Annotated in this window: 22 protein-coding genes; 9 read left to right on the top strand and 13 right to left on the bottom strand. The window is 61.1% G+C overall.

Annotated features, from left to right (window positions below):
• Window positions 1–32: 32 nt before the first annotated feature.
• From AACQ43_RS18870 to arcA, 4 genes are all read right to left on the bottom strand, one after another.
• On the bottom strand, window positions 33–1436 hold the full coding sequence (locus AACQ43_RS18870; RefSeq protein WP_011707752.1) for a YfcC family protein: 1404 nt from the start codon (window positions 1434–1436) through the stop codon (window positions 33–35).
• Window positions 1437–1559: 123 nt separating this feature from the next.
• On the bottom strand, window positions 1560–2564 hold the full coding sequence (gene argF, locus AACQ43_RS18865; protein WP_033114793.1) for an ornithine carbamoyltransferase: 1005 nt from the start codon (window positions 2562–2564) through the stop codon (window positions 1560–1562).
• A 101-nt stretch (window positions 2565–2665) separates the two neighbouring features.
• Window positions 2666–3592 carry a carbamate kinase gene (gene arcC / locus AACQ43_RS18860; protein ID WP_005356275.1) on the bottom strand — a complete coding sequence of 309 codons (927 nt, stop codon included), beginning with the start codon at window positions 3590–3592 and terminating at the stop codon, window positions 2666–2668.
• A gap of 62 nt (window positions 3593–3654) precedes the next feature.
• The gene (arcA, locus tag AACQ43_RS18855; RefSeq protein WP_011707755.1) at window positions 3655–4875 is read right to left on the bottom strand and encodes an arginine deiminase; all 1221 of its coding nucleotides are present in this window, start codon (window positions 4873–4875) and stop codon (window positions 3655–3657) included.
• A gap of 745 nt (window positions 4876–5620) precedes the next feature.
• Between arcA and AACQ43_RS18850 the strand changes: the two genes are divergently transcribed.
• The 3 genes from AACQ43_RS18850 (at window position 5621) to AACQ43_RS18840 (ending at window position 6915) form a co-directional block, all read left to right on the top strand.
• Entirely contained in the window at window positions 5621–5797 is a 177-nt protein-coding gene (locus AACQ43_RS18850) for a hypothetical protein (RefSeq protein ID WP_017409769.1), read from the top strand.
• 100 nt (window positions 5798–5897) lie between these two features.
• Window positions 5898–6545: an AAA family ATPase gene (locus tag AACQ43_RS18845; protein ID WP_011707757.1), complete on the top strand. Its 648-nt coding sequence runs from the start codon at window positions 5898–5900 to the stop codon at window positions 6543–6545.
• Between the two features lies 1 nt (window position 6546).
• On the top strand, window positions 6547–6915 hold the full coding sequence (locus tag AACQ43_RS18840) for a CopG family transcriptional regulator (protein WP_011707758.1): 369 nt from the start codon (window positions 6547–6549) through the stop codon (window positions 6913–6915).
• A gap of 601 nt (window positions 6916–7516) precedes the next feature.
• Here the strand turns inward: AACQ43_RS18840 and AACQ43_RS18835 are convergent.
• The 6 genes from AACQ43_RS18835 to AACQ43_RS18810 all read right to left on the bottom strand — a co-directional run bounded on the left by AACQ43_RS18835 (window position 7517) and on the right by AACQ43_RS18810 (window position 17423).
• Complete coding sequence (locus AACQ43_RS18835; RefSeq protein ID WP_168968285.1) at window positions 7517–9250, bottom strand: methyl-accepting chemotaxis protein; 1734 nt, start codon at window positions 9248–9250, stop codon at window positions 7517–7519.
• Window positions 9251–9301: 51 nt separating this feature from the next.
• Window positions 9302–10312, bottom strand: a complete 1011-nt coding sequence (mglC, locus tag AACQ43_RS18830; RefSeq protein WP_040069707.1) for a galactose/methyl galactoside ABC transporter permease MglC — start codon at window positions 10310–10312, stop codon at window positions 9302–9304.
• A gap of 16 nt (window positions 10313–10328) precedes the next feature.
• Window positions 10329–11849, bottom strand: coding sequence for a galactose/methyl galactoside ABC transporter ATP-binding protein MglA (mglA, locus tag AACQ43_RS18825; RefSeq protein WP_029302302.1), 1521 nt, complete (start codon window positions 11847–11849; stop codon window positions 10329–10331).
• Window positions 11850–11903: 54 nt separating this feature from the next.
• Entirely contained in the window at window positions 11904–12890 is a 987-nt protein-coding gene (gene mglB, locus AACQ43_RS18820) for a galactose/glucose ABC transporter substrate-binding protein MglB (RefSeq protein ID WP_011707762.1), read from the bottom strand.
• Window positions 12891–13125: 235 nt separating this feature from the next.
• Window positions 13126–16200 carry a beta-galactosidase gene (locus tag AACQ43_RS18815; RefSeq protein ID WP_168968283.1) on the bottom strand — a complete coding sequence of 1025 codons (3075 nt, stop codon included), beginning with the start codon at window positions 16198–16200 and terminating at the stop codon, window positions 13126–13128.
• A 218-nt stretch (window positions 16201–16418) separates the two neighbouring features.
• Entirely contained in the window at window positions 16419–17423 is a 1005-nt protein-coding gene (locus AACQ43_RS18810) for a substrate-binding domain-containing protein (RefSeq protein WP_011707764.1), read from the bottom strand.
• 204 nt (window positions 17424–17627) lie between these two features.
• Here AACQ43_RS18810 and galE point away from each other — a divergent pair, with 204 nt between their 5' ends.
• From galE to bacA, 6 genes are all read left to right on the top strand, one after another.
• The gene (galE, locus tag AACQ43_RS18805) at window positions 17628–18641 is read left to right on the top strand and encodes a UDP-glucose 4-epimerase GalE (RefSeq protein ID WP_168968281.1); all 1014 of its coding nucleotides are present in this window, start codon (window positions 17628–17630) and stop codon (window positions 18639–18641) included.
• Window positions 18642–18747: 106 nt separating this feature from the next.
• Window positions 18748–19806: a UDP-glucose--hexose-1-phosphate uridylyltransferase gene (locus AACQ43_RS18800; RefSeq protein ID WP_168968279.1), complete on the top strand. Its 1059-nt coding sequence runs from the start codon at window positions 18748–18750 to the stop codon at window positions 19804–19806.
• Entirely contained in the window at window positions 19803–20951 is a 1149-nt protein-coding gene (gene galK / locus AACQ43_RS18795) for a galactokinase (RefSeq protein WP_168968277.1), read from the top strand. Before AACQ43_RS18800 ends, galK begins: the two co-directional genes overlap by 4 nt.
• Window positions 20952–21015: 64 nt before the next feature.
• On the top strand, window positions 21016–22008 hold the full coding sequence (gene galM, locus AACQ43_RS18790) for a galactose-1-epimerase (protein ID WP_168968275.1): 993 nt from the start codon (window positions 21016–21018) through the stop codon (window positions 22006–22008).
• A gap of 184 nt (window positions 22009–22192) precedes the next feature.
• Window positions 22193–23203 carry an aldo/keto reductase gene (locus AACQ43_RS18785; RefSeq protein ID WP_168968273.1) on the top strand — a complete coding sequence of 337 codons (1011 nt, stop codon included), beginning with the start codon at window positions 22193–22195 and terminating at the stop codon, window positions 23201–23203.
• Window positions 23204–23395: 192 nt separating this feature from the next.
• Window positions 23396–24211 (top strand): undecaprenyl-diphosphate phosphatase, encoded by an 816-nt coding sequence (gene bacA / locus AACQ43_RS18780; RefSeq protein WP_011707770.1) that lies wholly within the window; start codon window positions 23396–23398, stop codon window positions 24209–24211.
• Between the two features lie 61 nt (window positions 24212–24272).
• Here the strand turns inward: bacA and AACQ43_RS18775 are convergent, their stop codons facing one another.
• From AACQ43_RS18775 to AACQ43_RS18765, 3 genes are all read right to left on the bottom strand, one after another.
• The gene (locus AACQ43_RS18775; protein WP_168968271.1) at window positions 24273–24938 is read right to left on the bottom strand and encodes a ChrR family anti-sigma-E factor; all 666 of its coding nucleotides are present in this window, start codon (window positions 24936–24938) and stop codon (window positions 24273–24275) included.
• Window positions 24931–25500: a sigma-70 family RNA polymerase sigma factor gene (locus AACQ43_RS18770; RefSeq protein WP_168968269.1), complete on the bottom strand. Its 570-nt coding sequence runs from the start codon at window positions 25498–25500 to the stop codon at window positions 24931–24933. The genes AACQ43_RS18775 and AACQ43_RS18770 overlap by 8 nt, the downstream gene beginning before the upstream one ends.
• A gap of 132 nt (window positions 25501–25632) precedes the next feature.
• Window positions 25633–26199 (bottom strand): LON peptidase substrate-binding domain-containing protein, encoded by a 567-nt coding sequence (locus AACQ43_RS18765; RefSeq protein ID WP_049045479.1) that lies wholly within the window; start codon window positions 26197–26199, stop codon window positions 25633–25635.
• Window positions 26200–26377: the final 178 nt, after the last annotated feature.

The following is a 26377-nucleotide window of genomic DNA, read 5'->3' as shown; positions in this document are numbered from 1 at the left end:
GCTCCCGTTTTCAGCTTTCTCTTCGTTGTGAATCAGAGCACTGCCCCCAGGCTCAGGCAGACCACGATCAGCACGGTCAGCAGACCAAGCAGCGGGGCCACCCATTTCAGCCAGCGTACATAAGGCACCTTGGCAATCGCCAGGCCACCCATGACCACGGCGGAGGTCGGGGTCACCAGGTTCACCAGGCCGGAGGCGGACTGATAGGCGGTGACCACCAGCTCGCGACCCACGTTGGCGAAGTCGGCCAGCGGCGCCATGATCGGCATGGTCAGCACGGCCAGGCCAGAGGAGGACGGCACCAGGAAGGAGAGCACCACTTCCAGCACGAACATCACGTTGATGAACACCACGGTGGAGAGGCCGGTCACGATCCCTTCTGCGCTGTGCAGTATGGTGTGAGTGATCATGCCGTTGTCCATCACCACCACGATACCGCGGGCGATACCGATGATGAGGGCGACGCCGAGCAGGTCGCGGGCACCGTCGATGAAGTTGGAGGTCAGCTCCTCTTCACTCATGCGGGAGATGACACCGACGATGATGGCGGCGGCCAGGAACACGCCGGAGATCTGCGCCATCCACCAGCCCAGTACGGCCACCCCGTAGATCATCACGGCGAAGGCGGCGACGAAGATACCCAGCACGATTTTACGGGTCAGGGTGAACTCCAGCATCTGATCGCTCTTGTTGCCAAGGAAGTGGGCACGGTTCTCTTCCCACTTGTCAGCCACCAGGGATTTGCTCGGGTCATTGCGCACCATCTTGGCGTAACGCATCACATAGGCCACGCACAGCAGCCAGCCGGCAACCAGCATGGCGACGCGCAACCAGATGCCGTCGGTGAAGGAGATACCGGCCGCGTTGGCGGCAATCACGGTGGCGAACGGGTTGATGGTGGAGCCCAGGGTACCGATACCAGCCCCCAGCAACACGGTTGCGGCTGCCACGACCGGGTCAAAGCGAGCGGCCATCATCACCGGCACCAGCAGGGTGTAGAACGGCAGCGACTCTTCGGCCATGCCGTAGATGGTGCCGCCCGCGGCGAACAGCGCCATCAGGATCGGGATCATCCACTCTTCCCGGCCGCGCAGACGGTCGGTTACACGCTCGATACCGGCATCGATGGCACCTGTCTTGGTCACAATGCCAAGAAAACCACCGATGATCAGGATGAACAGGGAGACGTCGATAGCGCCTGCCTGATAGGTGTCATGGTTATAAAGACCGTCAATGGGTGCCAACAGCACGTCGACGATCCCCTGGGGATTGCCCTCCACCAGTTTGTAGGTACCCGCCACCGGCACTTCCTTGCCGAGGGCTTCGTTCATGGTCATTTCATATTTGCCGGCCGGCACTATCCAGCTCAGGGCGGCCACCAGGGCGATCAGCACGAACAGTATCGTGTAGGCTGACGGGAACTTGAATTTGGTCATGGTCCAGCTTCCTTCTGTGGGTGTGGTATCCATGCAGGCTGCGGGTCGTAGGGTTAGAGGTATTATGCCGCTGTCACATGGTCGAAAAGCCGGGGGTCACCCCCCGGCACCACTACTGCGACCTTAGTCGCCCAGCGTAGCAACCATCACTGCCTTGATGGTGTGCATCCGGTTTTCGGCCTCGTCGAACACGATGCTGTGCTCGGATTCGAACACATCCTCGGTCACTTCCAGACCTTTCATGCCATATTTGTCAGCCACTTCCTTGCCCATGGTGGTCTCGTCGTTGTGGAACGCCGGCAGGCAGTGCATGAACTTCACATCCGGGTTCTTGGTGGCGTTGATGACATCCATGTTGACCTGATACGGAGTCATCAGTTTGACGCGCTGATCCCAGGCTTCTTTCGCTTCACCCATGGATACCCAAACGTCGGTGTAGAGGAAGTCGGTGCCCAGCACACCCTCTTTGACATCTTCGGTCAGGGTGATGCGTGCGCCGGTCTCTTCGGCGATCAGGCGGCACTTGGCAACCAGCTCCTCTTCCGGCCAGAAGGCTTTCGGAGCGACCAGACGAATATCCATACCCATTTTGGCGGCGCCGACCATCAGGGAGTTACCCATGTTGTTGCGGGCATCACCCAGATAGGCGAACTTGATTTGATCCAGACGCTTGCCCTTGCCGTGCTCCAGCATGGTCATGAAGTCAGCCAGGATCTGGGTCGGGTGGAATTCGTTGGTCAGGCCGTTCCATACCGGTACACCGGCGTAGGCACCCAGCTCTTCCACGATCTCCTGACCGTAGCCACGGTATTCGATACCGTCATACATGCGACCCAGTACCCGGGCGGTGTCCTTCATGGACTCCTTGTGACCGATCTGGGAACCGCTTGGGCCAAGGTAGGAGACTTGCGCGCCTTGATCGAAGGCCGCCACTTCAAACGCACAACGGGTGCGGGTGGAGGTCTTCTCAAAAATCAGGGCGATGTTCTTGCCGACCAGATGCTTGCGCTCGTAGCCACCGTATTTGGCTTTCTTCAGGTCGATGGCCAGATCGATCATGTATTGGATTTCGCGCGGGGTGAAGTCCAGCAGTTTCAGGAAGTTACGGTTACGCAGATTAAAAGCCATGATGAGTTCTCTCTATATTTGTTCAGACCAATTTAGGCAGTAGTGTTGACTACGCATTCTTCAGTACAGATTTGTGCAGACCCCGGAGGGCCGAGTTTCAATTACGCATTCACGGTACGGGTGGCGACGATATTGGTACCGGCTTCACCCTTGAGGATGGCGAGGCCATCTTCCAGAGAGCCGATGCCGACCATGCCGCCGGTCGCTTTGACAAATTCACAGGAGGCTTCGACTTTCGGTCCCATGGAACCTGCGTCGAACTTGACCCCGGCCAGCTCGTCCGGGCTGGTGACTCGCAGCGGACGCTGGGTCGGTTTGCCCCAATCCAGATAGACGGCATCGGCATCGGTCAGGATCAGCAGGGCGTCGGCCTTGATCTGTTTGGCCAGATAGGCGGCAGACATGTCCTTGTCGATGACGGCTTCGATACCGGTCAGGCTCTGGCCATCCCAGGTCACGGGGATACCACCACCACCGGTACAGATGATGAGGTGGCCCTGGGCAATCAGGGTTTCGATGGCGTCGCCTTCGACGATGCGCTGGGGCAGCGGGGACGGCACTACGCGGCGGAAGAACTTGCCGTCAGCCTTGACCACCCAGTGCTTCTCTTCTGCCAGGGTGCGGGCTTCAGCCTCTTCGTAGACGGGGCCAATAAATTTGGTCGGGTTGGCGAATGCCGGATCCTTGGGATCGACCTGCACCTGAGTCAGCAGCGCGGTGACGTTGCGGCTCGGCATCAGGTTTTTCAGCTCCTGAATCAGCATGTAGCCGATCATGCCCTGGGACTCGGCACCCAGCACATCCAACGGATAAGGGGATACCTTGGTGTAGGCGCTGTTTTGCAGAGCCAGCAGGCCGACTTGCGGGCCGTTGCCATGCACCAGCACCACGTTGTACTCCTGAGCGATCAGAGCGATGGTCTTGGCGGCAGTTGCGATGTTCTTGCGCTGGATATCCGCTTCAAGGGGCTCACCACGACGGAGCAGAGCATTGCCACCCAGAGCGACGACGACAGTTGGTTTTTTCATAGTGGTTAATCTCGAGTTTGGTTCTGTGTGGCGCCAGCTTTTGCCGGCGCCACGCCGTCTTGTTAAATGCCGTCGCGTTCCATCGGGCAGCTCATGCAGCGGGCGCCGCCGCGACCACGTCCCAGCTCTTCACCCGGGATGGGCAGCACTGTGATGCCAGCCTTGTCGTACTTCTCGTTGGTGTAGGTATTGCGCTCGTAACCCACCACCACGCCGGGGCGCACGGTCAGCACGTTGTTAGCGTCGTTCCACTGCTCGCGCTCGGCCTCGAAGGTGTCACCACCAGTGGTGATGAGCTTGAGCTGATCGACACCCAGCGCCTTCTCGATGGCGGTGACGAAGTAACCCTCTTCCTTGATGTTCATGCCGGTAGCGCCGCCCGGAGTCAGGCTCCAGCAGTTCACATCCTTGCGGATGACTTCCGGATAGACGGAGAAGGTGTCGATGTCCATGTGGGTCATCACGGTATCCAGGTGCATACAGCTGCGGTGTTTCGGCAGTTGCATGGCGATAACCTGTTTGGCCTGCCCGTGTTTGAACAGCCCGCGAGCCAGATGCTCTACACCTTGCGGGGTGGTGCGCTCGGACATACCGATGAGCACGGAACCGCGGCCGATGACCAGCACGTCGCCACCCTCGATGGTGGAGTTGTCGTAGTCGCGATCTTCATCACCGAAGTATTTGATGAAGTCTTGGCCGGCGAACTGCGGGTGCCAGCGGTAGATGGCCTTCACATGGTTGGTCTCGCGACGACGGGCGGCCTTGGCCATGGGGTTGATGGAAACACCGCCATAGACCCAGCAGGAGGTGTCACGGGTAAAGAGGTGGTTGGGCAGCGGCTCGATGATGAAGTCAGTCGGGGCGTGCATGCCGACTACCATGTTGACGCCGCTGTAAGGCATCTCGGAGTAGGTCAGGCCGCCGGAGAGAATGCGGGCCAGTTCACGGTGCGGCATGTCTGCCAGGAAGCAGCGCACGTCGTTGGCAAAGGAGGTGCCGAGGCGATAGTCGGAGACCTGATGTTGCAGCAGCCAGGTTTTGGCTTCCGGCACGTCCAGGGTTTCGGCCAGCAGATTGGTCAGCAGGAAAACTTCGACATTCTGATCGCGCAGTACCTGAGCGAATTTGTCGTGCTCCTGACCGGCACGTTCAACCGACAGGACGTCATCAAACAGCAGATCCTGGCAGTTGGAAGGAGTCAGACGCTTCAGACTGAGGTTGGGGCGGTGCAACATGACACGGCGCAATTGGCCAACTTCAGAACCTACATAAAATTTGCTCATGATTATATTCCGTCTAGCAGTGGTCCCTGCGAGTGATTGAATAGATTCCTTCTATTCATGCTCGTGGCTAAGGCGGGATATTCTTTATGTAGGGTAATCGGCTTGTGTTCTATCCTGCCCTTGCCTTTCGAGACCGAGGTTAGACCTGCGAATCACACTAAACTTAGACATTGATCACATTCACTTATAACTGAATAAAATCACGGTTTATTCTTTGATAGGGATAACAGAACTGACAATCTCCCATTCATCACCTTCGTTTAAATACGCACTTTTCATCGTGAATTTTTCATATTTCTTCTTATTTCATTCATCCACTATATCTACTAAGGGATATATAGAAAAACAAAAAAACTTAAATTTCATAGAGATAAAAACAAAATCAACATTCATTGAATTTAATATGCAAAAAATTGAATTTTATGAGATTTCAAAGCGGTGATACGGGGAAATAAATAGTCATTACCTGCCTGCTCACTGAATAATCTGTTTGTTGTCCCAGATCATGGCATCTCGTCCAACCCGCTCGCGTAGGCCCACTGCGGCGCACCTGCCGGCTCATCATTTATATGGATATGCACCCAGTCCGCATCTTGGCCGCTCATTTTTCAGGACGCCTGCCATCGGCTCTTTTCAAACTTTTTTCATTAGTTGAATTTATTTCAGCACCTTGCGTCACCAACCACCTCGGCTTAACTCAGAAAGTGATCAGGATCACACCCGTTTTATCACCAAGGAGCTAACCATGAAGATCAAATCACTGCTGTTGTTTGCAAGCCTGCTGCTGCCCATGACCCCTGCACTGGTCAGTGCAGAAGGGGCGCCGGCCATGCCGCTGGTGGTATGCCAGGTCGATAAGGCTCCCCAGATGCTGGTGCCGGCCTATGTCTGTCAGTGGTATGGCGGCAGCCAGCATTACTGAGAGTGAGAGCCCAAGAGGAGGCCACCTCCTCTTGGCTTGTCATGGCCCGACCCCCTCCTATACTCAATGCAGCTGTTTTTCATAGGGATAGGAGACGGTCATGATCCTGCTGGTCGGTGGCGAAAAAGGGGGGAGCGGCAAGAGTTGCCTGGCCCAGAATCTGGCGGTTTACCTCAGGACCCAGTTTCATGGCGAGGTGTTGCTGGTCGATTGCGATCCACAGCGCACCACCTCGGACTGGATCCAGGAGCGCAATGACAATCCGGACCTGCCCCAGATAAATTGTGTTCAGCTCTACGGCAACATCCGCAACGACTTGCTCAGCCTGAAGAACCGCTATGACTATCTCATTGTCGATTGCGGCGGCCAGGACAACCGGGCATTGCGCTCCACCATGGCAGTTGCCACCCACGCCCTGATCCCGCTACGTCCCAAACGCCGCGACCTCAAGACCTTGCCGCACATGGAAGACCTCATCACCACCTGCAAGATGGTCAACCCCAGCCTGCGGGCGGCCGTGGTGCTGACCCAGTGCCCTGCCCTGCCCAACCAGGTGAAGCGGATCCTGGAGGCCAAGGAGGTGTGTTCTTCCTTCGGTGTCGACGTACTCAACTCCATTACCTATGGCCGCAATGTCTACGATGACAGCGAGGAGAAGGGGTTGTCGGTGATGGAAATAGAACCGGATGGCAAATCGGCCGAAGAGATCCGGGCCATCGCCAAGGAGTTTCTGGAGCTGGGGGTGTGAGATGGGCCTTGCCGACCTGAAGAAAAAACACAATCTGCATCATCAGAAGAAGTTCACCATTGACGAGTTCATCGAAGATGCTGACTTCTACGCCAAGGGCAAACCCAAAGTTGTCAGCCTGGAGCTGAATCTGCATCGGGAGGAAGCCCTCACTGCACTCGCCTTCATCGAAAACGGTGAACACCTAAAACCCAGCTACAAAAAAGCGACCTTTTCCCTGAGTACCACGGCCATCGATGAGCTTGGCAGCCTGACCCAGCAGGATGGCATGAACAAATCCCTGTTGCTGCGTCTGTTTACCCATTACTTCTCCTCCTTGAGCCCGGAAGAGCGCCAAACCATCTATGAACGGCTACAGGAACACAACTGACACGACAGTAGTGACACTTGTTATCGCCGCCAGCTCCCCGCGCTCTGCTCCCCTCATCCCTTTCTGAACCCCGGTTAAACTGCGTGTGAGACATTCGCCACTCACCTCGTGAGCAAAGCGCCAGAAAAGCTCTCGCGATAGTCGGAAGATGGGATCAAAAAACCTGAACGCAAATAAACCAAAACACTGATTTAAAATGAAATATATCGAAACAAGTTTCCTTCGTAACGAGATGCGTAAAAACGTTTTTCAATCTGCCGTTGTCGTACCCCGTGAAATCCTTATAGTTACTCCTGCACGGACGCAATGAAGTCGGTCAGGAAGACTGGCTGCCAGGGTTGGGCAAATGGACTCACCACAGGATGTGGTAAAGGACACCTCCCAGGACGGAGAAAGTGCGACGGGAATGGATGACTCGTCAGGCCATGGTGGCTAAAGGACACCCCAAAGGATTGGGAAGGGGAAACCTAAAGGAAGAGGTATAGTCAGGGATTGCAGGGAGCAACTTCGTTCAAGGACATGAGCGATAAGACTATCGGGGGCGACGCAAGTCGCCCCCATCTTTTTTGGCCATTTTTCTTCAGCGGCCAGCCTCCGACATCTACTCGAGCCGGAAGTGGCCCACGATCTCCCGCAGCCTGTCGTAGGTCTGCTGCATTGCGGCGGAGCTGGCTACCGTTTCCTCCCCGTTGTGAGTCAGCTGGCGGATCACCTCAGCAATCGCACTCATGTTGCGATTGATCTCCTCGGCTACTGCGCTCTGCTGCTCCGCCGCCGTGGCGATGTGGCTGATAAGATCGTTGATCTCCACCACCTCTCCCGCCATCAGATCCAGCGATTCATTGACCCGGGTGGTGTTCTCGGCGGCCCCCTGGCAACTCTGTTTGGTGTTGCTCATGGCATCCACCACCGTTTGGGTACCCCGCTGCAGACTGGCCAGCATGGTCTGGATCTCCGCCGTGCTCTGCTGGGTGCGAGCGGCGAGAGAACGCACCTCGTCCGCCACCACCGCAAAGCCGCGCCCCTGCTCGCCAGCCCGGGCAGCCTCGATAGCGGCGTTAAGGGCCAGCAGGTTGGTTTGTTCGGCAATACTGCCAATCACCCCCAGCACGGAGCCAATCTGCTGCACATCCTGCTGCATGGCTTCGATGGAGCGGGCAGTGGCTTCCACTTCGTCGACCAGCGCCATCACACTGGCCATGGCCTGATCCACCACCTGACGGGACTGGCTCGCCAGCTGCTGGCTCTGGCCGGTGAGCTGGGCGGTACTGGCCGCACTTTCAGAAACGGAGACCGCGGTGCGACTCATCTCATTGATGGCGGTCACCACCTGCTCGGTCTCCCGCACGTGATCCGCCAGCAGGGACTGGGCTGCACCGGTCTGGCTGGCCAGCCCCTCGATACCGCTGTTGAGCTGGCCGCTGGCCTGCCGTACCTCGTTCATCATCTCCTGCAGCCGCTCGATAAAGCGGTTGATACCGGCCGAAATCTGGCCCAGATCATCGGTACTGGTTACCGCCAGCCGGCGAGTCAGATCGCCGCTGCCACGGGAGAGCTCCAGCACCAGATCCCGCAGCGAAAGGATGGGGCGGTAGGCCAGATTGAGCGCCAGTACGGCGAGCACCATCACCACCACCGCCACCCCGAGCAACGCCATGATGATCTGGCCGTTGAGCGCCTGGGTCATGGTGCGGATGTAGTCGAGATCGATGTAGCCGGTCAGCGTCCAGCTGCTGCCACGGATATCCAGCGGATTGGGACGAGCTTCGTTCTCTCCCTGCGGCTTGCTGCTGTAGAGCACATTGCCCTGGCCATCGGCCAGCGAGAAGTAACGCCCCTCGCCGCTCACCTTCTCCAGCAGGTTCTTGAACTCGCTCATGTCGAGGTAATAAAGGTAGGCAGAGTCGGCCCCTCGCGGCACCAGAATGGAGATGACGGGTTTGCCATCCACCTGCTGCAGCGGGCTGACGGTGATCTGGTTGTTGGCGGCAGGGATCAGCTTGCGCAGCGCATCGACCTTGGCCGTGTCGTTGATAACCCCGCTCACGTCGAACGCCATGTCGCCGATCACCTTGACGATATTGTGAAAGCCGGTCTCTTCCAGCGTCTTCTTGACGTTGGTCACCCCGAAGTTGAGGTTGGCCGCCAGCAGGATTTTTTGATTGATGTCGCTGGCCAGCTTCTCTTTGACCAGAGTGATCTGTTCGTTGATGTTCTTGGTCGCCTGGGTGCGGATGTAGGCGCTGATGAAGTGATTGACGCTGAACCAAGCGGTACCTATGGTGACCAGAATGGCCAGCAGCAACAGGATGTAAATCTTGACCTTGAATGGCATGGGATCCCTCCAGAAGAGAGGGCTGGCACTGCCAACCCTCCCTGCCAATCGTTATTTCTTCTTGGCGTACTTCATGGAGTCCAATGCCACCGCCAGAATGATGATGCCGCCCTTGATGATGAACTGCCAGTAAGGGCTGACGCCGATATAGGTCAAACCATAGTTGATCAGGGTGAAGATAAGTACGCCGGTGATCACACCTGCGACAGTTCCCACCCCGCCGGCAAACGACACCCCGCCCACCACGCAGGCCGCGATGGCATCGAGCTCGTACATGAAGCCGAGGTTGTTGGTGGCGCTACCGATCCGGCCCGCCTCCAGCATGCCGCCGAAGGCGTAGAAGACTCCAGCCAGCGCATAGATCATCACCAGATTGACCGCCACGTTGACGCCGGAGACCTTGGCTGCTTCCGGGTTGCCGCCGATGGCGAAGATGTTCTTGCCAAAGCGGGTCTTGTTCCACAGCACCCAGACAAAGACGCTGGCGATGGCCGCGTAGAAGGTGAGGTACGAGAGCTTGAAGCCGCCGATCCGGATAAAGCCTTGGGCGAAGCTGGAGAAGCGGGGGTCAAACCCGGCCACCGGCGAGGCGCCCACCGAGTCGAAGTAGAGGGAGTTGATACCGTAGACGATGATCATGGTCCCCAAGGTGGTGATAAAGGGGGTCACGTTCAGATAGGCGACGATAAGACCGTTGACCAGGCCTATCAGGGCACCCACCACGCAGACCAGCAGGATCACCGCAGGAATGGGCACCTCCCCCAGCGTCGGGAACACCTTGTTGACGTTGGTCAGCGCCTGCAGCATGGTCGCAGCGATGAGTGCAGCCAGACCGACCTGACGACCGGCCGAGAGATCCGTACCCTGGGTGATGATGATACCTGCCACCCCCAGCGCTATGATGACCCGTACCGAAGACTGGGTCAGGATGTTGCTGAAGTTGGTGAGACTCAGGAAGGAGGGTTCCTTGATCACGATGATCATGAGCAGCACCAGCAGCACCACGTAGATGCCGTTCTCCTTGAGCGCCCGCATCAGATTGAAATTTTTAGCCGACTCCATAAATGTCTTCCTGTCTCTAGAGGTACAGAGATGCCAGGCGCAGTATCTCGCTCTGGTCAGTTTCTTTGGTATTGACGATCCCGGCGACCCGGCCATTGCTCATGACCATGATGCGATCCGTGATGCCGAGCAGTTCGGGCATTTCCGACGAGATGATGATGATGCCCTTGTCCTTCTTCGCCAGCTCCAGGATGAGCTGATAGATCTCGAACTTGGCCCCCACATCGATGCCACGAGTCGGTTCGTCCAGCATCAGGATCTCCGGCTGGGTCAGCAGCCAGCGGCCGATGATCACCTTCTGCTGGTTGCCTCCCGACAGGGAGCCGATCTGGGTCTGCTGGGTCGGTGTCTTGACCCGCATGGAGTCGATGACCCACTGGGTATCACTCTTCATCTTGTTGTCGCTGAGCAGCCCCATGGAGCCCTTGTAGTTGTCCATGTTGGCGATCAGGGAGTTGAAGGCGATATCGAGGCGCGAATAGATGCCGGTGGAGCGCCGCTCCTCGGTCACCAGTGCAAAACCGTTGCGGATCGCCTCGTGGGCATTGTGGTTCGCCACCGGCTGACCGTGCAGCTTGATGACACCTTCACTGCGATCGCGGATGCCGAACAGGGTCTCGACGATGTCGGTGCGCTTGGCCCCCACCAGTCCGGCAATGCCGAGGATCTCCCCCTTGTGCAGGTTGAAGGTGATGTCCTGAATGGAGGGTTGGTTCTTCGCCGTCAGGTGCTCGACTTCGAGGATCACCTCTTTCGGCTGGTTGGTCTTCTCCGGGAAGCGCTGGGTCAACTCACGGCCGACCATCATGCCGATGATCTGATCCATGGTCATGCCCTTGAGCGGCTGGGTCGCCACCCACTGGCCATCCCGCAATATGGTGATCTCGTCACACAGCTGGAAGATCTCTTCCATCTTGTGGGAGATGTAGACGATGCCGCAGCCCTTCTCCTTGAGCTTGTTGATGATCTTGAAGAGGTGGCTCACCTCTTTCTCGGTCAGCGAGGAGGTGGGCTCGTCCATGATGACGATCTTGGCGTCATAGGAGAACGCCTTGGCGATCTCGATCATCTGCATCTGGGAGACGGAGAGGGTGCCGACCTTGACCCTTGGGTCGATGTCGATGTCCAGCTCGTCGAAGATATGCTTGGTGTCCTGATACATCTTGCCGTGGTCGACGAACAGCCCCTTGGTGGGATAGCGACCGAGCCACATGTTGTCCATCACCGAGCGTTGCAGCACCAGGTTCAGCTCCTGATGCACCATGGAGACGCCATTCTCCAGCGCCTCTTTGGAGGAGGTGAAGTTGATCTCCTGCCCCTTGAAGAAGATCTTGCCCTGATCCTTCTCGTAAATGCCGAACAGGCACTTGAGCAACGTGGATTTTCCTGCCCCGTTCTCGCCCATCAACGCATGCACAGAATGAGGACGGACCCGTAAATTGACATTATCGAGTGCCTTGACGCCGGGAAAGCTTTTACTGACGTCAATCATCTCCAACAGCCATTCTGATTGTTGCTGTGTTGTCATATCAGCCATCACATCTGGTTGAAACTGAGGGCAAGGGGAGACCCCTTGCCCGGGAGGAGGGAATTATTCGAATTTGGACAGGTTGTCAGCATCGACACCAACGTAGGGAACGCGCACAACCTTGTTGACGATGTTCCACTTGGTGCCTTCACCGGCAGCTTTGCCTTCCGCCAGGTTCTTGGTCAGCTCGTAGGTCGCCTTGGCCTGGTTGGCGGCATCGTTCAGCACGGTACCGGCCATGGCACCGCTCTTGACCAGAGCCAGCGCTTCCGGCAGGGCATCAACCCCGAATACCGGGATGGCGGTCTTGCCCTGGGCCTTCAGCGACTCGACGGCCCCCATCGCCATGCCATCGTTGTTGGCGATGACCACTTCGATCTTGTTGGCGTTGGGGCCGGAGATCCAGGCGTCCATCTTGTCCTTGGCCATGGCGGTATCCCACATACCGGTATCCATGTGCAGCTGCTCGGTCTTGATGCCGCCGTCGTTCAGGGTCTTGATGACGTAGGTGGTACGGGCTTCGGCATCGGGGTGGCCCGGCTCCCCTTTCAGCAGCACGAACTGGATGACGCCATCCTTGTTCAGGTCCCAGGCCGGGTTGGCTTTCCAGTGCTTGGCGATCAGCTGACCCTGGATGATGCCTGACTCCTTGGAGTCGGTACCCACGTAGTAAGCCTTGTCATAGCTGGCGAGATCGGCAGCGCTCGGCTCCTTGTTGTAGAACACCACGGGCACATCCTCGCCACGGGCCTTCTCGATCACGACCGGGGCCGCAGCCGGGTCAACCAGATTGATGGCCAGCGCCTTCACGCCTTTGGCCAGCAGTACGTCGACCTGATCGTTCTGCTTGGACTGGTCATTCTGGGAGTCATTCATCAGCAGCTCCACCCCCGGGTTGGCCGCCGCTTCCTTCTCGATTGCCTTGCGCACTACCGCCATGAAGTTGTCGTCGTATTTGTAGACGGTCACCCCGATGCGGGTTTCGGCATGAGCGGTGGCCCCAGCCATCAGGCTCATCAGTACGGCGGCAATGGTCGTGATCTTTTTCATTGTTATGCTCCGATCTCTCTATCTGTTTTTGTAGGGAATGCTGTACACCAAGTGAACTGGCGCCAGCCTAATGTAATCAGTTTGTTGTATGACAATCTGTGATCATGACAACAAAATGAAAACGTTTACACTCTGTTACATAGCAACAAATCAATTAAAAAATCATGCAGTTACATTTGATTACTGATGCTTGAGCCCTGAACGAGGCTCTTTCTTGTTAAGCAATCGCTCAGATTCAGCGTAGAACACAGTTCCAATAGTAGCCGCCCGGCTGCAACCAATATTCCGGCCGCACGCTCTGGCTCCAGGAATCATCGCCCCCAATCCCCATATGAAAGCCATCGAGACAGAGGTGCAGCCCTCCCTCGGCCACCAGATCGGTCTGGTGGCGGGCCTGTGCCAGCTGCTGCTGACTGAAGCGGCTCAAGCTGAAATGGAACAGCCCCTCGACCTCGATGCTACCCAGTTGCAGCTGGCGGGTGTCGCAGCGCAGCCCGTTGTCGGTCGGGAACACATACGCGGTGTGCAGCGCATCGAGCGACAACTGCCAACGACCGAGGTCAGCAGCCAGCAGGCGATCCGGATAGTTCTCGTGCGGACCGCGCCCCAGCCAACTCACCTCTCCTGCCGCCAGCACCTCGTCGGTCAGCCAGAGCCGGGCGCCGATGCGCGGCAGAGAGGGCATCTCAGCCGCCACCTGCACCTCGATGGCGAGGCGCATGGCCCCATCCTGATCGAACTCGTGGCGCCAACGGGTCAGCAGCTTGAGCACATCGCCGACGAAGTAACCGTGGCGTACCGTCACAACCCCTTGGTCAGGGCTCACTACCATATCGAGGCAGCGGTGCTGCAACTCATTGAGCCCGGCCTCCTGCCAGCGAGCGATCCAGGCGTTGGGATCGGCGTGATCCGCCTCGCTGGTGCCGATGTCGTTGTCGAGCGGTGCCCGGTAGAAGTGATCGGCGATCGCCTCTTTCAGTTGCTCGCGGCCCAGCTTGCACCAGCTTTGGACGCGGCCGCTGGCCTTGTCCAACCGCCACTCGCTGGCGGCCGCCCGGATCTGCCAGCCATCCGCCAGCTCGATAAAGGTGGCCGGCGTGCGGGTGGCGGGCAGTGCCAGCGGCGCAGGCAACATGCATTGCTGGCGCGCTACCTCGTGACCAGCCGCTGACCAGGGCGTGGCGGCGGGCTGCACGATGGCGAGATCCAGCCAGGCGAGCGCCCCCGGCGCAAAGGCCGGCAGCCGCTCCAGCAGAGTCAGCGTCACGCTTTCCTGCGGTGCCAGGGTGAGTGGGCATTCACCCTGGCTCACCACTACGCCGTCTTCGCACAGCCGCCACTGCAACCGCTCGTTGTCCGTCTCGCGAAACAGGTACTCGCTGCAGATCTCGATCGTCAGCGGTTGGCGCTCGAGCAGCCTCAACCCGAACGGCTGCTGGGCACGTTTTGCCTCAAACAGGGCGGGATGGGGGGTGCGGTTGGGAAACACCAGACCGTTGCAGCAGAATTGGCGATCATTCGGGGTATCGCCGAAATCACCGCCATAGGCCCAGAAATGGCGGCCGTCATCGGTCAGCTTGTCCAGCCCCTGATCGACCCAATCCCAGACGAAACCACCCTGCAACCGTGGATGATCGCGAAATGCCTGCCAGTAGTGGGCATAGCCCCCCAGGCTGTTGCCCATGGCGTGGGCGTATTCACACAGGATCAGCGGGCGAGTCTCTCCCGGCAGGCCGATCCACTTGGCCAGCGCCCACTTGGGCACCGCCGGGAAGGGCTGATCCTGATGGGTACGGGCATACATGGGGCAGATGATGTCGGTGGCCGGCGTATCGGCCCCACCCCCTTCGTATTGCACCGGACGGCTCGGATCCGCCCGCTTGACCCAGCCATACATGGCATCGTGGGCCGGGCCGTAACCCGACTCGTTGCCAAGGGACCAGATGATGATGCTGGGGTGGTTGAAGTCGCGGGCCACCATGCGGGTCACCCGCTCCAGGAAGGCGTTGCTCCAGGCGGGATCCCGCGCCAGCCGCCCCATGGGGGTCATGCCGTGGGTCTCCAGGTTCGCCTCGTCCACCACGTAGAGGCCGAGCCGGTCGCACAGCCGATAAAGCTCGGGGTGATTGGGGTAGTGAGAGCAGCGCACCGCGTTGAAGTTGTGCCGCTTCATCAACAGCAGATCCTGCTCGATGGCGGCGGGGGTCACCACATGGCCGCTGGCCGCATCGTGTTCGTGACGGTTGGCACCGCGAATGAGCAGCGGCTGGCCGTTGACCCGCAGCAGGCCGCCACGGATCTCCACCGCCCGAAAGCCCACGTCATAGGCTTCGCTCTCGATGGGCTCCCCCTGCTCGTCCAGCAGGGTCAGGGTGAGACGATAGAGGTGGGGGGTCTCGGCGCTCCACTTGCGCGGAGCCGCCACCTCGAGCCAGCACTCGGCACGATCGTCATATGCCCCTTTCTCGTCAATGGCTTGCGTGCCGATCGGTTGGCACAGGGTCGCCACCCGCTCACCGCCGTCATAGAGATTGGCCACCACCGACAGACCGGCCCCATTGACTGCCTGCAACGCGATCTTGAGTCGACCATCGCGATAGCAGGCGTCCAGCTCTGGGGTGACCCGGATGTCCATCAGATGACGGGCCGGTTTGTGCAGCAGGCTGACGGAGCGGAAGATGCCACTCATGCGCCACATGTCCTGATCTTCCAGATAGGAGCCGTCGGACCAGCGCAGCACCAGCACTGCCAGCCGGTTGTCACCGCAGCAGAGGAAAGAGGTCAGATCAAATTCGGCAGGCAGCCGGCTGTCCTGGGAGTAACCGACCCAGCGACCGTTGCAGAAGAGGTGAAAAGCGCTGTCCACCCCGTCGAAGATGATCCGGGTCTGGCCGCTGGCGAGCCAGTCGGCCGGCACGCTGAACTCGCGGGAGTAGCAGCCGGTGGGATTCTCGGCCGGCACCCGCGGTGGATCGCACGGGAAGGGATATTTGATGTTGGTGTAGATAGGCACGTCTGTCGCAGGCCGCAACCCTGGGTAGGCCGCATCCAGCTGCCAGTTGCCCGGTACCTTGATGGGACAAGCATCCGGCAGATCCTCAACCAGCCAGTGCTCCGGCACCAGCTCGGGCGCCGCGAAGAAGGAGAAACGCCACTCCCCATCCAGCAGGGTGCGCGATGGCGAGGCGAGATCATCCCGCGCCGCGGCTTCGCTGCGCCAGCTGAACAAGGGGGTATGGGCAGGCAACCGATTCACTGCGGTAATCGCCTGGGTCTGCCAGTCCTGACGGGCCACTATCTCCCTGAGCATTCTTCTCTCTCCCTGCATGAACGCCGAAAACGTATACAGTGTAGGGGAGTTTTGCCCGGTGATCGGCGATCTCGCTCACACAGATGTAAACGATTACACTGAATTTGTTAAGTAAAACAGGGTAAAAATGCGCTAAATGCAGGTAAAAGACCAAGGCTCCGGATCACGCGCCGCAAAAACGGCGATCCGGAGCGACAAACAGAGGTAAATGAAAGGGATCAGCTTCGAACGGGCGCCACCGAGTGGCGGTTGATCAGGGTCGGGGTGTAAATGCGGCTCTGTACCGCCTCGCTTTCACCCGCCGCCAGCTGCAGTGCCAGCTTGGCCGCCTGGGCAGCCATCAATTCAACCGGGTAGCGCATGGTGGAGAGCTTGGGGCGCAGGTATCTGGCATAGATGATGTCATCGAAGCCCACCACCGACACCTCCTCCGGCACCTTGAGGCCATTGTCCGCCAGCACCGAGATGGCCCCCGCCGCCATGGCATCGTTGTAGGCCACCACGGCCGTGATGGGCAGCCCCTTGGCCAGCAGGTTGAGCATGGCGCGCTCGCCGCCCTCCTCGTTGGGCATGCCGCTCTCCACCAGCTCAGGATCGGCGCGCAACCCCGCTTCGGCCAGCGCATCCTGATAGCCCTGCAGCCGCAGGATGGCATCTTCGATGGCGTGATCCGAACTGAGGAAGGCGATGTGGCGGTGGCCCAGCTCCAGCAGATGGCGGGTCGCCGTGGCGGCCCCCTGGCGGTTGTTGAGGGCAATGCAGCGCCCCTTGAGCGCCGGGATGTCGCGGTTGATCAGCACCATGCCGGGCACCCGCAGCGCGTAGTCGATCAGCTCCTCGTCGCTCAGCGCCTTGCTGTGCACCACCAGCGCCTCGCAGCGCTTGCCGATCAGCAGTTCGATGGATTCGCGCTCCTGCCGTGCCTTGTGAAAACCATTACCCATCAACAGGTGCAGGCCCTGTTCCACCGCCACCGCGGCCACCCCCTTGACCAGGGCGCCGAAGAAGGGATCCGCCACGTCGCCCACCAGCACCCCCATTGTGTCACAGGTCTGGCTGACCAGTGCCCGCGCGTTGGCATTGGGGGTGTAGCCCAGTTCGGCCATGGCCTTCTGCACCACCTCGCGGGAGGCGGCACTGGCCTTGGGTGAGTTGTTCATCACCCGTGAAACCGTTGCCACCGATACGTTGGCCAAACGGGCGACATCCTTGATGGTACTCATGCTGTTTTCACTTATTTCACGGCTCGGGATGGCGCCATTATACCGAGCAATGTCACTGATAACAGGGGGGAAAACCATATTGCTGAAATGATGACCATCAAAACAAGTGTAATCGTTTACACATATTTGTTAGCCAGTTCACAGTTTGCCCGCCGGCCCCTCGGCTAGACTCCTTCACAGGCTTTTTTCAGCGTGGAGATGAGGATGAAAGTACTGGTCACCGGCGGCTGCGGCTACATCGGCAGCCACACCTGCCTGGCACTGCAAGCGGCTGGCATGGAGCCCGTGGTGGTGGACAACCTCTGCAACAGCAAGGCGGGTGTACTGACTCGCATCGCCGCCATCAGCGGGCGCGAGCCCCGCTTCTATCAGGGGGACATCCGTGACCCGGCCCTGCTGGATCGCATCTTCAGCGAGCAACGGATCGACGCCGTGATCCATTTCGCCGCCCTCAAGGCGGTCGGCGAGTCCACCCGCCTCCCCCTCGCATACTACGAGAACAACCTGAGCGGTACCCTGGTATTGCTGCAGGCGATGCAGCGGGCCGGCGTCCATAACCTGGTGTTCAGCTCGTCGGCCACCGTCTACGGCGACCCGGCCAGCACCCCCATCCGGGAAGATTTCCCACGCAGCGCCACCAACCCCTACGGCCGATCCAAGCTGATCATCGAAGAGATCCTCGAGGATCTGCAGCGGGCCGAACCGCACTGGAGCATGACCCTGCTGCGCTACTTCAACCCGGTCGGCGCCCACCAGTCGGGCACCATGGGGGAAGATCCCCAGGGGATCCCCAACAACCTCATGCCGTTTTTGACCCAGGTCGCCATTGGCCGGCGCGATTGCCTTTCCGTCTTTGGTAACGATTACCCCACCGTCGACGGTACCGGCGTACGCGACTACATCCACGTGATGGATCTTGCCGAAGGACACGTCAAGGCGTTGCAGCACTGCGCCAGCAAGGGCGGCGTGCACACCTACAACCTGGGCACGGGCCAGGGCCAGAGCGTGCTGCAGATGGTCGCGGCGTTCGAGACGGCCAGCGGCCGCCCCTTGCCCTATCGCATCGAACCAAGACGCCCGGGCGACATCGCCGAATGCTGGGCCGATCCCGCCAAGGCCGAACGCGAGCTGGGCTGGCGTGCCCGGCGGGATCTGGCCACCATGTGCGCCGACAGCTGGCGCTGGCAATCCGCCAACCCCCAGGGGTATGAGGCGTGATATCCGTTTTGCACCCTTCTCCCGTCGCGGGAGAGGGGCCACAGATGAGCGGCGCACCCGCCCTCATCACTGCCCGCAATTCCTTTATTGAGCTTGAGGAGTGATGATGTTCAACCCGGTTGATCACCCCCACCGTCGTTTCAACCCGCTGACCGGCCAATACGTGCTGGTCTCCCCTCACAGAGCCAAGCGCCCCTGGCAGGGCCAGGTAGAGAAGGTGAGCCAGGCGCCGAGCCAGGCCCATGACCCCGACTGCTTCCTCTGTGCCGGCAACAAGCGCGTCACCGGCGACCAGAATCCCGACTATCGGGACACCTTCGTCTTTACCAACGACTTCGCCGCCCTGATGCAGGACACCCCGGCTGCCAGTGGCCAGCAGGATCCCCTGCTCAAGCTGGAAGCCGCCCGTGGCACCAGCCGGGTCATCTGCTTCTCGCCGGATCACGGCAAGACCCTGCCCGAACTGCCCCTGCCTGCCATCGAGCAGGTGATCACCACCTGGATGGAACAGGTGGCCGAGCTGTCGGCCCAGTGGGAGTGGGTGCAGGTGTTTGAAAACAAGGGCGCCGTCATGGGTTGCTCCAATCCTCACCCCCACGGTCAGCTGTGGGGCAGCGACTTCCTGCCCAATGAAATTGCCCGCGAAGAGCAGCACCAGCGCGACTGGCTGGCGGAGCACGGCCGCCCGCTGCTGGTCGACTACGTGGAGCGGGAGCTGCAGGATCGCTCCCGCATCGTGGTGGAGACAGCCCACTGGCTGGCGGTAGTCCCCTTCTGGGCGGCCTGGCCGTTCGAGACCCTGCTGCTGCCCAAGCGCCACGCTCCCTCTCTGCTCGACCTCACTCCCGAGCTGCAGCAGGATCTGGCCATCGCGCTCAAGGAGCTCACCAGCCGCTACGACAACCTGTTCGAGTGCAGCTTCCCCTACTCCATGGGCTGGCACTTTGCCCCGCCCCGCTCCGACTGCCCAGAGGCGTGGCAACTGCACGCCCACTTCTATCCGCCGCTGCTGCGCTCCGCCACGGTGCGCAAATTCATGGTGGGCTTCGAGATGCTGGCCGAGACCCAGCGTGACCTTACCCCGGAGCAAGCCGCGGAACGGCTGCGGGCACTTTCCCCCATTCATTACAACCAGACCAATCAGGCCAACGAGGAGGCCCTATGACCCCGAGTCAGCGCGTCAGCGCCGTGTTTGCCGAGCAGTTTGAGCAACAACCCGACCTGCTGGTGCGGGCCCCCGGCCGCGTCAACCTCATCGGCGAGCACACCGACTACAACGACGGCTTCGTGCTGCCTTGCGCCATCGACTACGAGACCTGCGTCGCCATCGGCCTGCGCGATGACAGCCTGGTGCACGTGATCGCCGCCGACTACGGCAACCAGCGCGACCTGTTCGATCTCGACCAGCCCATCGGCCACCATGCCGACCAGCGCTGGAGCGACTACATCCGCGGGGTGGTGAAATACCTGCAGGAGCGGGGCTATCCGCTGCGCGGCCTCAATCTGGTGGTCTCCGGCAACGTGCCGCAGGGAGCCGGCCTCTCCTCTTCCGCCTCGCTGGAAGTGGCCATCGGCCAGGCCTTCAAGGAGGCGCTGGGGCTCGCCATCACGCAGGCCGAGATTGCCCTCAACGGCCAGCAGGCAGAGAACCAGTTCGTCGGCTGCAACTGCGGCATCATGGACCAGATGATCTCCGCCAGCGGCAAACAGGATCACGCCCTGCTGCTCGACTGCCGCTCGCTGGAAACCCGACTCATCCCCATGCCCACCGATCTGGCGGTGCTGATCGTCAACTCCAACGTGCGCCGCGGCCTGGTGGACAGCGAATACAACACCCGCCGCCAGCAGTGCGAAGCAGCCGCCCGTCACTACGGGGTCAAGGCGCTGCGCGATCTGGATCTGGCGGCGCTGGAAGCGGGCAAGGCCGGGCTGGATGAGGTCTGCTATCGCCGTGCCCGTCACGTGGTGGGCGACAACAGCCGCACCCTGGCCGCCGCCGACGCGCTGGCGCAAGGGGATCTGGTGCGCCTCGGCGAGCTGATGGCCGACTCCCACGCCGCCATGCGCGATGACTTCGAAATTACCGTGCCCGCCATCGATGGTCTGGTGGAGATCATCAAGGCCAGGATCGGCACCGAGGGCGGCGTGCGGATGACCGGCGGCGGCTTCGGTGGCTGCGTGGTCGCCCTGCTGCACCCCGACAAGGTGGCCGAGGTGATCGCCGCGGTCGATGCCGACTACCCGGCCCGCTTCGGCCTCAAGGCCGACAGCTACGTCTGCCGCGCCAGCGCAGGAGCGGGAAGACTATGAGCCCATTGATGATGCAGGCCGACGGTGACGTCTGCCGGGTCGGCAACACAGGTGCAGGCAGACTATGAGCGATGCCATGATCCCGTTCGAGCTGGAAAACGAGGAGGGGCTGCGCCTGCGTGGCCTCGATTTCGGCGCCACCCTCACCTCCCTCACCCTGCCGGTGGCGGGCGGGCGCCGCGAAGTGCTGCTGGGCTGCGCCGATGAGGCCTACCCCGCCCAGCAGGTGTGGCTGGGGGCGGTGGCGGGGCGCTTTGCCAACCGCATCGGCAACGCCGAGCTGCTGCGCGACGGCCAGCGTTGGCCGCTGGATGCCAACCAGCCGCCCCACTGCCTGCACGGCGGGCGGGCGGGGTTTCATCACCAGCACTGGCAGATCAAGGAGCGGGAGGCGGACCGGGTCAGACTGACCCTGCTCTCCCGAGCGGGGGATCAGGGCTTTCCCGGCAACCTGCGGGTCACGCTGGAGTACCGGCTGGAGCAGTGCGATCTGGTGGTGGATTTCGTCGCCAGCACGGATGCCGCCACCCCGGTCAGCCTCACCAGCCACACCTACTTCAATCTCGATGGACAAGCCGCCGACGGCGATGTGCGCGGCCACCTCATCCGCCTCAATGCCGACCGTTTCCTGCCGACCGACCCAAGCGGGCTGCCACTCGCGCTCGCACCGGTGGAGGGGCCGTTTGATCTGCGCCGTGAGCGCCTTATCGGACAAGAGTGGCTGAGCCATCCCCAGCAGCAACAGGCCAAGGGGTATGACCACGCCTTCGTGCTCAACGGGCCGACCGCCGAGTGGGCGGCGCGGGTGGTCTCGGGGGATCGTCAGCTGGCCATGGAGGTCTACACCAACCAGCCCTCGCTGCAGTTCTACACCGGCAACTGGCTGGCCAATACACCAGCACGCGATGGCCAACTCCATCAGGATCACGCCGGCTTCTGTCTGGAGGCCCAGCAGCTGCCGGACAGTCCCAACCGGCCCGAGCTGGGGGATCCCTGGCTGTTGCCGGGGCAGACCTATCGTCACCAGACCCGTTATCGCTTTATCGCCGCCGGCTGACCCGGCGCCCTCCGCCAAGCCTGTGCTGACCACCGCAGGCGAGGCCGAGGCGGCGTCACCGTTTCGCGGCACTCTGGCCCTACTCTGGCCCCGCGCGCTCTGCTCCACGCCGACATGGCGGATGAAGAGGGCGCGGGGTCACCCGTCATATCCGCTCGCACACAAGTTCACGCAAGGAGTCGTTATGGATGATCACTACCTCGCCGCCCCCGACCGCTACCAGCGCCAGCCCTATCGACCCGCCGGTCGCCACGGCCTGCGTCTGCCCAGCATCGGTCTCGGCCTCTGGCACAACTTCGGCGCCGAGTGCGATCCCGCCACCGCGAAAGCCATGGTGCACCAGGCGTTCGATCTGGGCATCACCCACTTCGATCTGGCCAACAACTACGGGCCGCCGCCGGGGTCGGCCGAGATCACCTTCGGCAAGCTGCTCAAGGGGAGCCTGGCCCTCTATCGGGACGAGCTCATCATCGCCAGCAAGGCGGGATACATCATGTGGGATGGCCCCTATGGCGATGGCGGCAGCGCCAAATACCTGTTTGCCAGCCTGCACCAGAGCCTGCGCCGGCTCGGCCTCGACTATGTGGACATCTTCTATCACCACAGGCCGGATCCGCGCACCCCGCTGGAGGAGACCTGTCAGGCGCTGGCCCTGATGGTTCGTCAAGGCAAGGCGCTCTACGTCGGCCTCTCCAACTACCCGGCCCCGCTCGCCGCGCAGGCCGCCTCCCGGCTGGCGGAGCTGGGCACCCCCTGTCTGGTCAATCAGCTCAAATACTCCCTGTTCCAGCGCGATATTGAAGCCAACACCCTGCCGATCTGCCGCGAGCACGGCATGGGGGTGGTCGCCTTCTCTCCGCTGGCCGGCGGGCTGCTGAGCGATCGCTACCTGGCCGGCATTCCAGCGGATTCGCGCGCGGCCAGTGCCAGCCCCTTCCTCAAGCCCGAACAGATCACCGCCGGGAAGCTGGCCACCATCCGCGCCCTGCACGCGCTGGCGCAGCAGCGGGGCCAACCGCTGTCGCAACTGGCGCTGCAGTGGGTGCTGCGCGACTCTGTGGTGAGCTGCGCCCTGATCGGTGCCAGCAGCCCGCAGCAGATTGTCAGCGCTGTGGAAGCCCAGGCCCAGCCTCCGCTGGATGCAGCGCTGCTGCAGCAAATCGAGGGGATCCTGGCCAGCCAGGGTACCGCCTGATCGGGGCCGATGCCGACGGCGAACAAATCTGACCCGAACGAAAACCCATGGCCCCGCCGTCGATCCCGCCGGCGGGGCCTGCCACCGACACAATATTCACTGGTTGCCCGTCCGATTTTCCTCCATCATTGGTCGCCCCTGGCTCGGCTCGGGGCCGACTTCATCCGGACCAATAATCAAGAGATCTGAAACATGACAGAGTCTTACGCCCTGTTTGTCGCCTTCGTGCTGGGCATAGTGGAGGGCCTGACCGAGTTCCTCCCCGTCTCCTCCACCGGCCACATGATCATCGTCGGCCACCTGCTTGGCTTCGACGGCCCCAAGGCTGCCACCTTCGAAGTGGTGATCCAAATGGGCTCCATCCTGGCGGTGGTCGCCGTGTTCTGGCGCCGCCTGTTTGGCCTGATCGGCATCCACTTCGGCCAGAAACCGGCGCAGGGACACGCCACCCTCTCGCTGGTGCACATCATCCTCGGCATGCTGCCCGCCGTGATCATCGGCCTCGCCATCCACAGCTGGATCAAGGCCCATCTGTTCGGCCCACAGACCGTGATGTACGCCCTGGTGGCCGGCGGCATCCTGCTGATCATCGCCGAGAAGTTCCGCCCGGCGGTGCGCTCCGAAACCCTGGACGACATCAGCTACAAGCAGGCGCTCGGCATCGGTCTGTTCCAGTGTCTGGCGCTCTGGCCCGGTTTCTCCCGCTCCGGTGCCACCATCAGCGGCGGCATGCTGATGGGGATCAGCCGCCAGGCTGCGGCCGAGTTCTCCTTCATCCTAGCGGTGCCCATGATGGTGGCGGCCAGCGGGCTGGATCTCTACAAGAGCCGGGATCTGCTCTCCATGGCCGACTTCCCCATGTTTGCGGTGGGCTTCATCACCGCCTTCGTGGTAGCCATGATCGCCATCAAGACCTTCCTGGCGCTGATCCGTCGCCTCGACTTCATCCCGTTCGCCATCTACCGCTTCGTGGTGGCCTTCGCCGTCTATCTGGTGTTCGTCGCCTGATCCGGTCGCGACACCATGCAAAAAGGGACCTCGAGGGTCCCTTTTTTATTGCTGCCATGGCTCAGTAGAGGCGATGGCTGATGCCGTTGAGCAGCCGCGACAGCCCCTTGGTGAACTGCACCGGCGCGTCTTGCACCGTGTAGCAGAGGCAGCCGTCCGGGGTGTGCGGACTGTGGGCGTGGCTGGCATCGCGCCAGATGAAGTCCCCGGCCTGATAGCGAGTGTCGCCATCTTCGATGGTGCCTGCCAGCAGCAGGGTCAGCTCGTAGCCCTTGTGGGTGTGCTCCGGGATGCGACCGCCCGCCTCTATGTGCAGCAGGCTGGCGCGGGCCCCCTGCTCGTCGAGCGGCAGGCTCACCTGCCGGATGGCGCCGATGTGGCGCCAGCTGGGAGCTTGGTGACGAGCCAGCACCCGTGGCAACCGGTACGACTGGCCCGCCACCTGCAGCTCGGGCTGGACCGCCGCCGACTGACTCAACGCGGCCTCACTGGCCACCGGCTGCTGCAGGATACCAGCCAGCATGGCATCGAACGCCGCCGGCAAGGGCTCGCACTCTTCGGCCGGCGCCAGGTATTGCCGGGCAAGCTCCTCTTCGCAGGCCCGCAGCCGGGCCGCACAATAGGGGCAGAGCTCGCAGTGAGCGGAAACGCCGACGGCCAGCGGCAGGGGCAATTCGTCGGCGGCAAAGGCGCGCAACATGGCCTGAACGGGATGGGCTTTAATCATGGCCTTGCTCCACTTGTTCCTTCAATTTTTGTAATGCCAGTCTGAGGCGGGATTTGATGGTGCCGAGCGGCACACCGAGCCGGTCTGCCAGCTCCTGCTGGGAGAGCTCCTGCAGGTAGATGCCGCGCACCACCTGCTGCTGCGGTTCCGGCAGGGTGCCGACGTAATGGGCCATCTGGCGGGTCAGAACGGCGTCTTCGCCGCCGCTCAGGTGCTCCTCTTCCGCCCTGAACTCCAGCAGCGGCCAGATCTCCTCGGCGCAGAGCTCCTCCTTGCTGGCGCGGCGTCGGCGCAGCATGTCAAAGCTCTGGTTGCGCATCACGGTGTAGATCCAGGTGGTGGCAGCCCCCTTGTCGGGGTGATAGAGCCGGGCCTTCTGCCACACCAGCAGCATGGTCTCCTGTACCAGCTCCATGGCGTTGGCCTCGCTGCCGAGGTGGCGCAGCCCGTAGCTGCGGATGCGCGGGGCAAAGTGCTGGAACAGGGTGGCGAAGGCGGCCTTGTCACCATGCTCGGCCACCCGCACCAGCAGGGATTTCAGATCGCCGGCGGAGTCATCCATGGGGGGCGATATCCTGTGCGGAGTCAATTGTGATTGGCCAGTATATGCCATGGCGCCGTACCTTGAAGAGGGTGATGAGTGCCAATACGTGCGCCGCGGCAAAAGGATCACCGGCGCCGTATCAAAGAGGGCTCAATGGCTGGCGACCAGCAACCCGCTCAGCAGGGAGAGCGCCGGCTGGTTGTCTTCCGCCGCCACCAGCCACTGCTTCTGCTCCACCGGGATCGGCAGCACCTCCAGCCAGCGCTGGGCCACCCAGCTGGCATCGCCCCAGTCGGGGTTGCGATAGAGGGCCGCGTATTCCGGGTAGTCTTCGAACACCTCCTGCAACGCCCTGGCCAGCGAGTGCTGGTCGGCATTGAGCCGGCCGGTACGCCAGGGGGGCAGCTGCTCCACCTCCCCAATCCGCAAGCCGTCTGCCTCCTGCCACAGATCGGTGATCCTGACCCGCTCCATGCCAAGCACTGTGATGCCGAGCAGGCCGTCCGGCAGTTGATCGAAGTCGACGATCCGCACCCGGGTGGCGATGGGATACATGTTGCGCAGCGCATCGGGCTGGCGGGGATCCAGCATGCAGAGGGCGAAGCCCTGATCTCCCGCCTGGGCGATCATGCGCTGGTATCTGGGCTCGAAGATGCGCAGCGGCATGATGCCACCGGGCAACAGATGGGCCGAGAGGGGAAACAGCGCCAGTTTCATCGACAGATTCCTCGGTAAAAGGTCCCTGTTGATACGACCGTGCCGACGGGGCAGATCATTCAGAACGAGTTGGAATAAAAAACCCCTTAACAATCAGGGGAAAATAGCCTGGACAAGCCGCTTCGATATGCAGTAGAAATGGATAAGCACCACAATTTCCGTCCAATATTCTGGATTA

Origin of the sequence: Aeromonas sp. DNRA1 (assembly GCF_963888745.1) — a bacterium.
Lineage (GTDB): Bacteria > Pseudomonadota > Gammaproteobacteria > Enterobacterales > Aeromonadaceae > Aeromonas > Aeromonas hydrophila.
The sequence above is the reverse complement of the archived record's forward strand: the minus strand, read 5'-3'. Positions and strand labels throughout refer to the sequence as shown.

Excerpts from the sequence above, each read along its gene's own strand:
- AACQ43_RS18870 (WP_011707752.1), bottom strand. The coding sequence starts at position 1,436 with ATGACCAAATTCAAGTTCCCGTCAGCCTACACGATACTGTTCGTGCTG.
- argF (WP_033114793.1), bottom strand. The coding sequence starts at position 2,564 with ATGGCTTTTAATCTGCGTAACCGTAACTTCCTGAAACTGCTGGACTTC.
- arcC (WP_005356275.1), bottom strand. The coding sequence starts at position 3,592 with ATGAAAAAACCAACTGTCGTCGTCGCTCTGGGTGGCAATGCTCTGCTC.
- arcA (WP_011707755.1), bottom strand. The coding sequence starts at position 4,875 with ATGAGCAAATTTTATGTAGGTTCTGAAGTTGGCCAATTGCGCCGTGTC.
- AACQ43_RS18850 (WP_017409769.1), top strand. The coding sequence starts at position 5,621 with ATGAAGATCAAATCACTGCTGTTGTTTGCAAGCCTGCTGCTGCCCATG.
- AACQ43_RS18845 (WP_011707757.1), top strand. The coding sequence starts at position 5,898 with ATGATCCTGCTGGTCGGTGGCGAAAAAGGGGGGAGCGGCAAGAGTTGC.
- AACQ43_RS18840 (WP_011707758.1), top strand. The coding sequence starts at position 6,547 with ATGGGCCTTGCCGACCTGAAGAAAAAACACAATCTGCATCATCAGAAG.
- AACQ43_RS18835 (WP_168968285.1), bottom strand. The coding sequence starts at position 9,250 with ATGCCATTCAAGGTCAAGATTTACATCCTGTTGCTGCTGGCCATTCTG.
- mglC (WP_040069707.1), bottom strand. The coding sequence starts at position 10,312 with ATGGAGTCGGCTAAAAATTTCAATCTGATGCGGGCGCTCAAGGAGAAC.
- mglA (WP_029302302.1), bottom strand. The coding sequence starts at position 11,849 with ATGGCTGATATGACAACACAGCAACAATCAGAATGGCTGTTGGAGATG.
- mglB (WP_011707762.1), bottom strand. The coding sequence starts at position 12,890 with ATGAAAAAGATCACGACCATTGCCGCCGTACTGATGAGCCTGATGGCT.
- AACQ43_RS18815 (WP_168968283.1), bottom strand. The coding sequence starts at position 16,200 with ATGCTCAGGGAGATAGTGGCCCGTCAGGACTGGCAGACCCAGGCGATT.
- AACQ43_RS18810 (WP_011707764.1), bottom strand. The coding sequence starts at position 17,423 with ATGAGTACCATCAAGGATGTCGCCCGTTTGGCCAACGTATCGGTGGCA.
- galE (WP_168968281.1), top strand. The coding sequence starts at position 17,628 with ATGAAAGTACTGGTCACCGGCGGCTGCGGCTACATCGGCAGCCACACC.
- AACQ43_RS18800 (WP_168968279.1), top strand. The coding sequence starts at position 18,748 with ATGTTCAACCCGGTTGATCACCCCCACCGTCGTTTCAACCCGCTGACC.
- galK (WP_168968277.1), top strand. The coding sequence starts at position 19,803 with ATGACCCCGAGTCAGCGCGTCAGCGCCGTGTTTGCCGAGCAGTTTGAG.
- galM (WP_168968275.1), top strand. The coding sequence starts at position 21,016 with ATGAGCGATGCCATGATCCCGTTCGAGCTGGAAAACGAGGAGGGGCTG.
- AACQ43_RS18785 (WP_168968273.1), top strand. The coding sequence starts at position 22,193 with ATGGATGATCACTACCTCGCCGCCCCCGACCGCTACCAGCGCCAGCCC.
- bacA (WP_011707770.1), top strand. The coding sequence starts at position 23,396 with ATGACAGAGTCTTACGCCCTGTTTGTCGCCTTCGTGCTGGGCATAGTG.
- AACQ43_RS18775 (WP_168968271.1), bottom strand. The coding sequence starts at position 24,938 with ATGATTAAAGCCCATCCCGTTCAGGCCATGTTGCGCGCCTTTGCCGCC.
- AACQ43_RS18770 (WP_168968269.1), bottom strand. The coding sequence starts at position 25,500 with ATGGATGACTCCGCCGGCGATCTGAAATCCCTGCTGGTGCGGGTGGCC.
- AACQ43_RS18765 (WP_049045479.1), bottom strand. The coding sequence starts at position 26,199 with ATGAAACTGGCGCTGTTTCCCCTCTCGGCCCATCTGTTGCCCGGTGGC.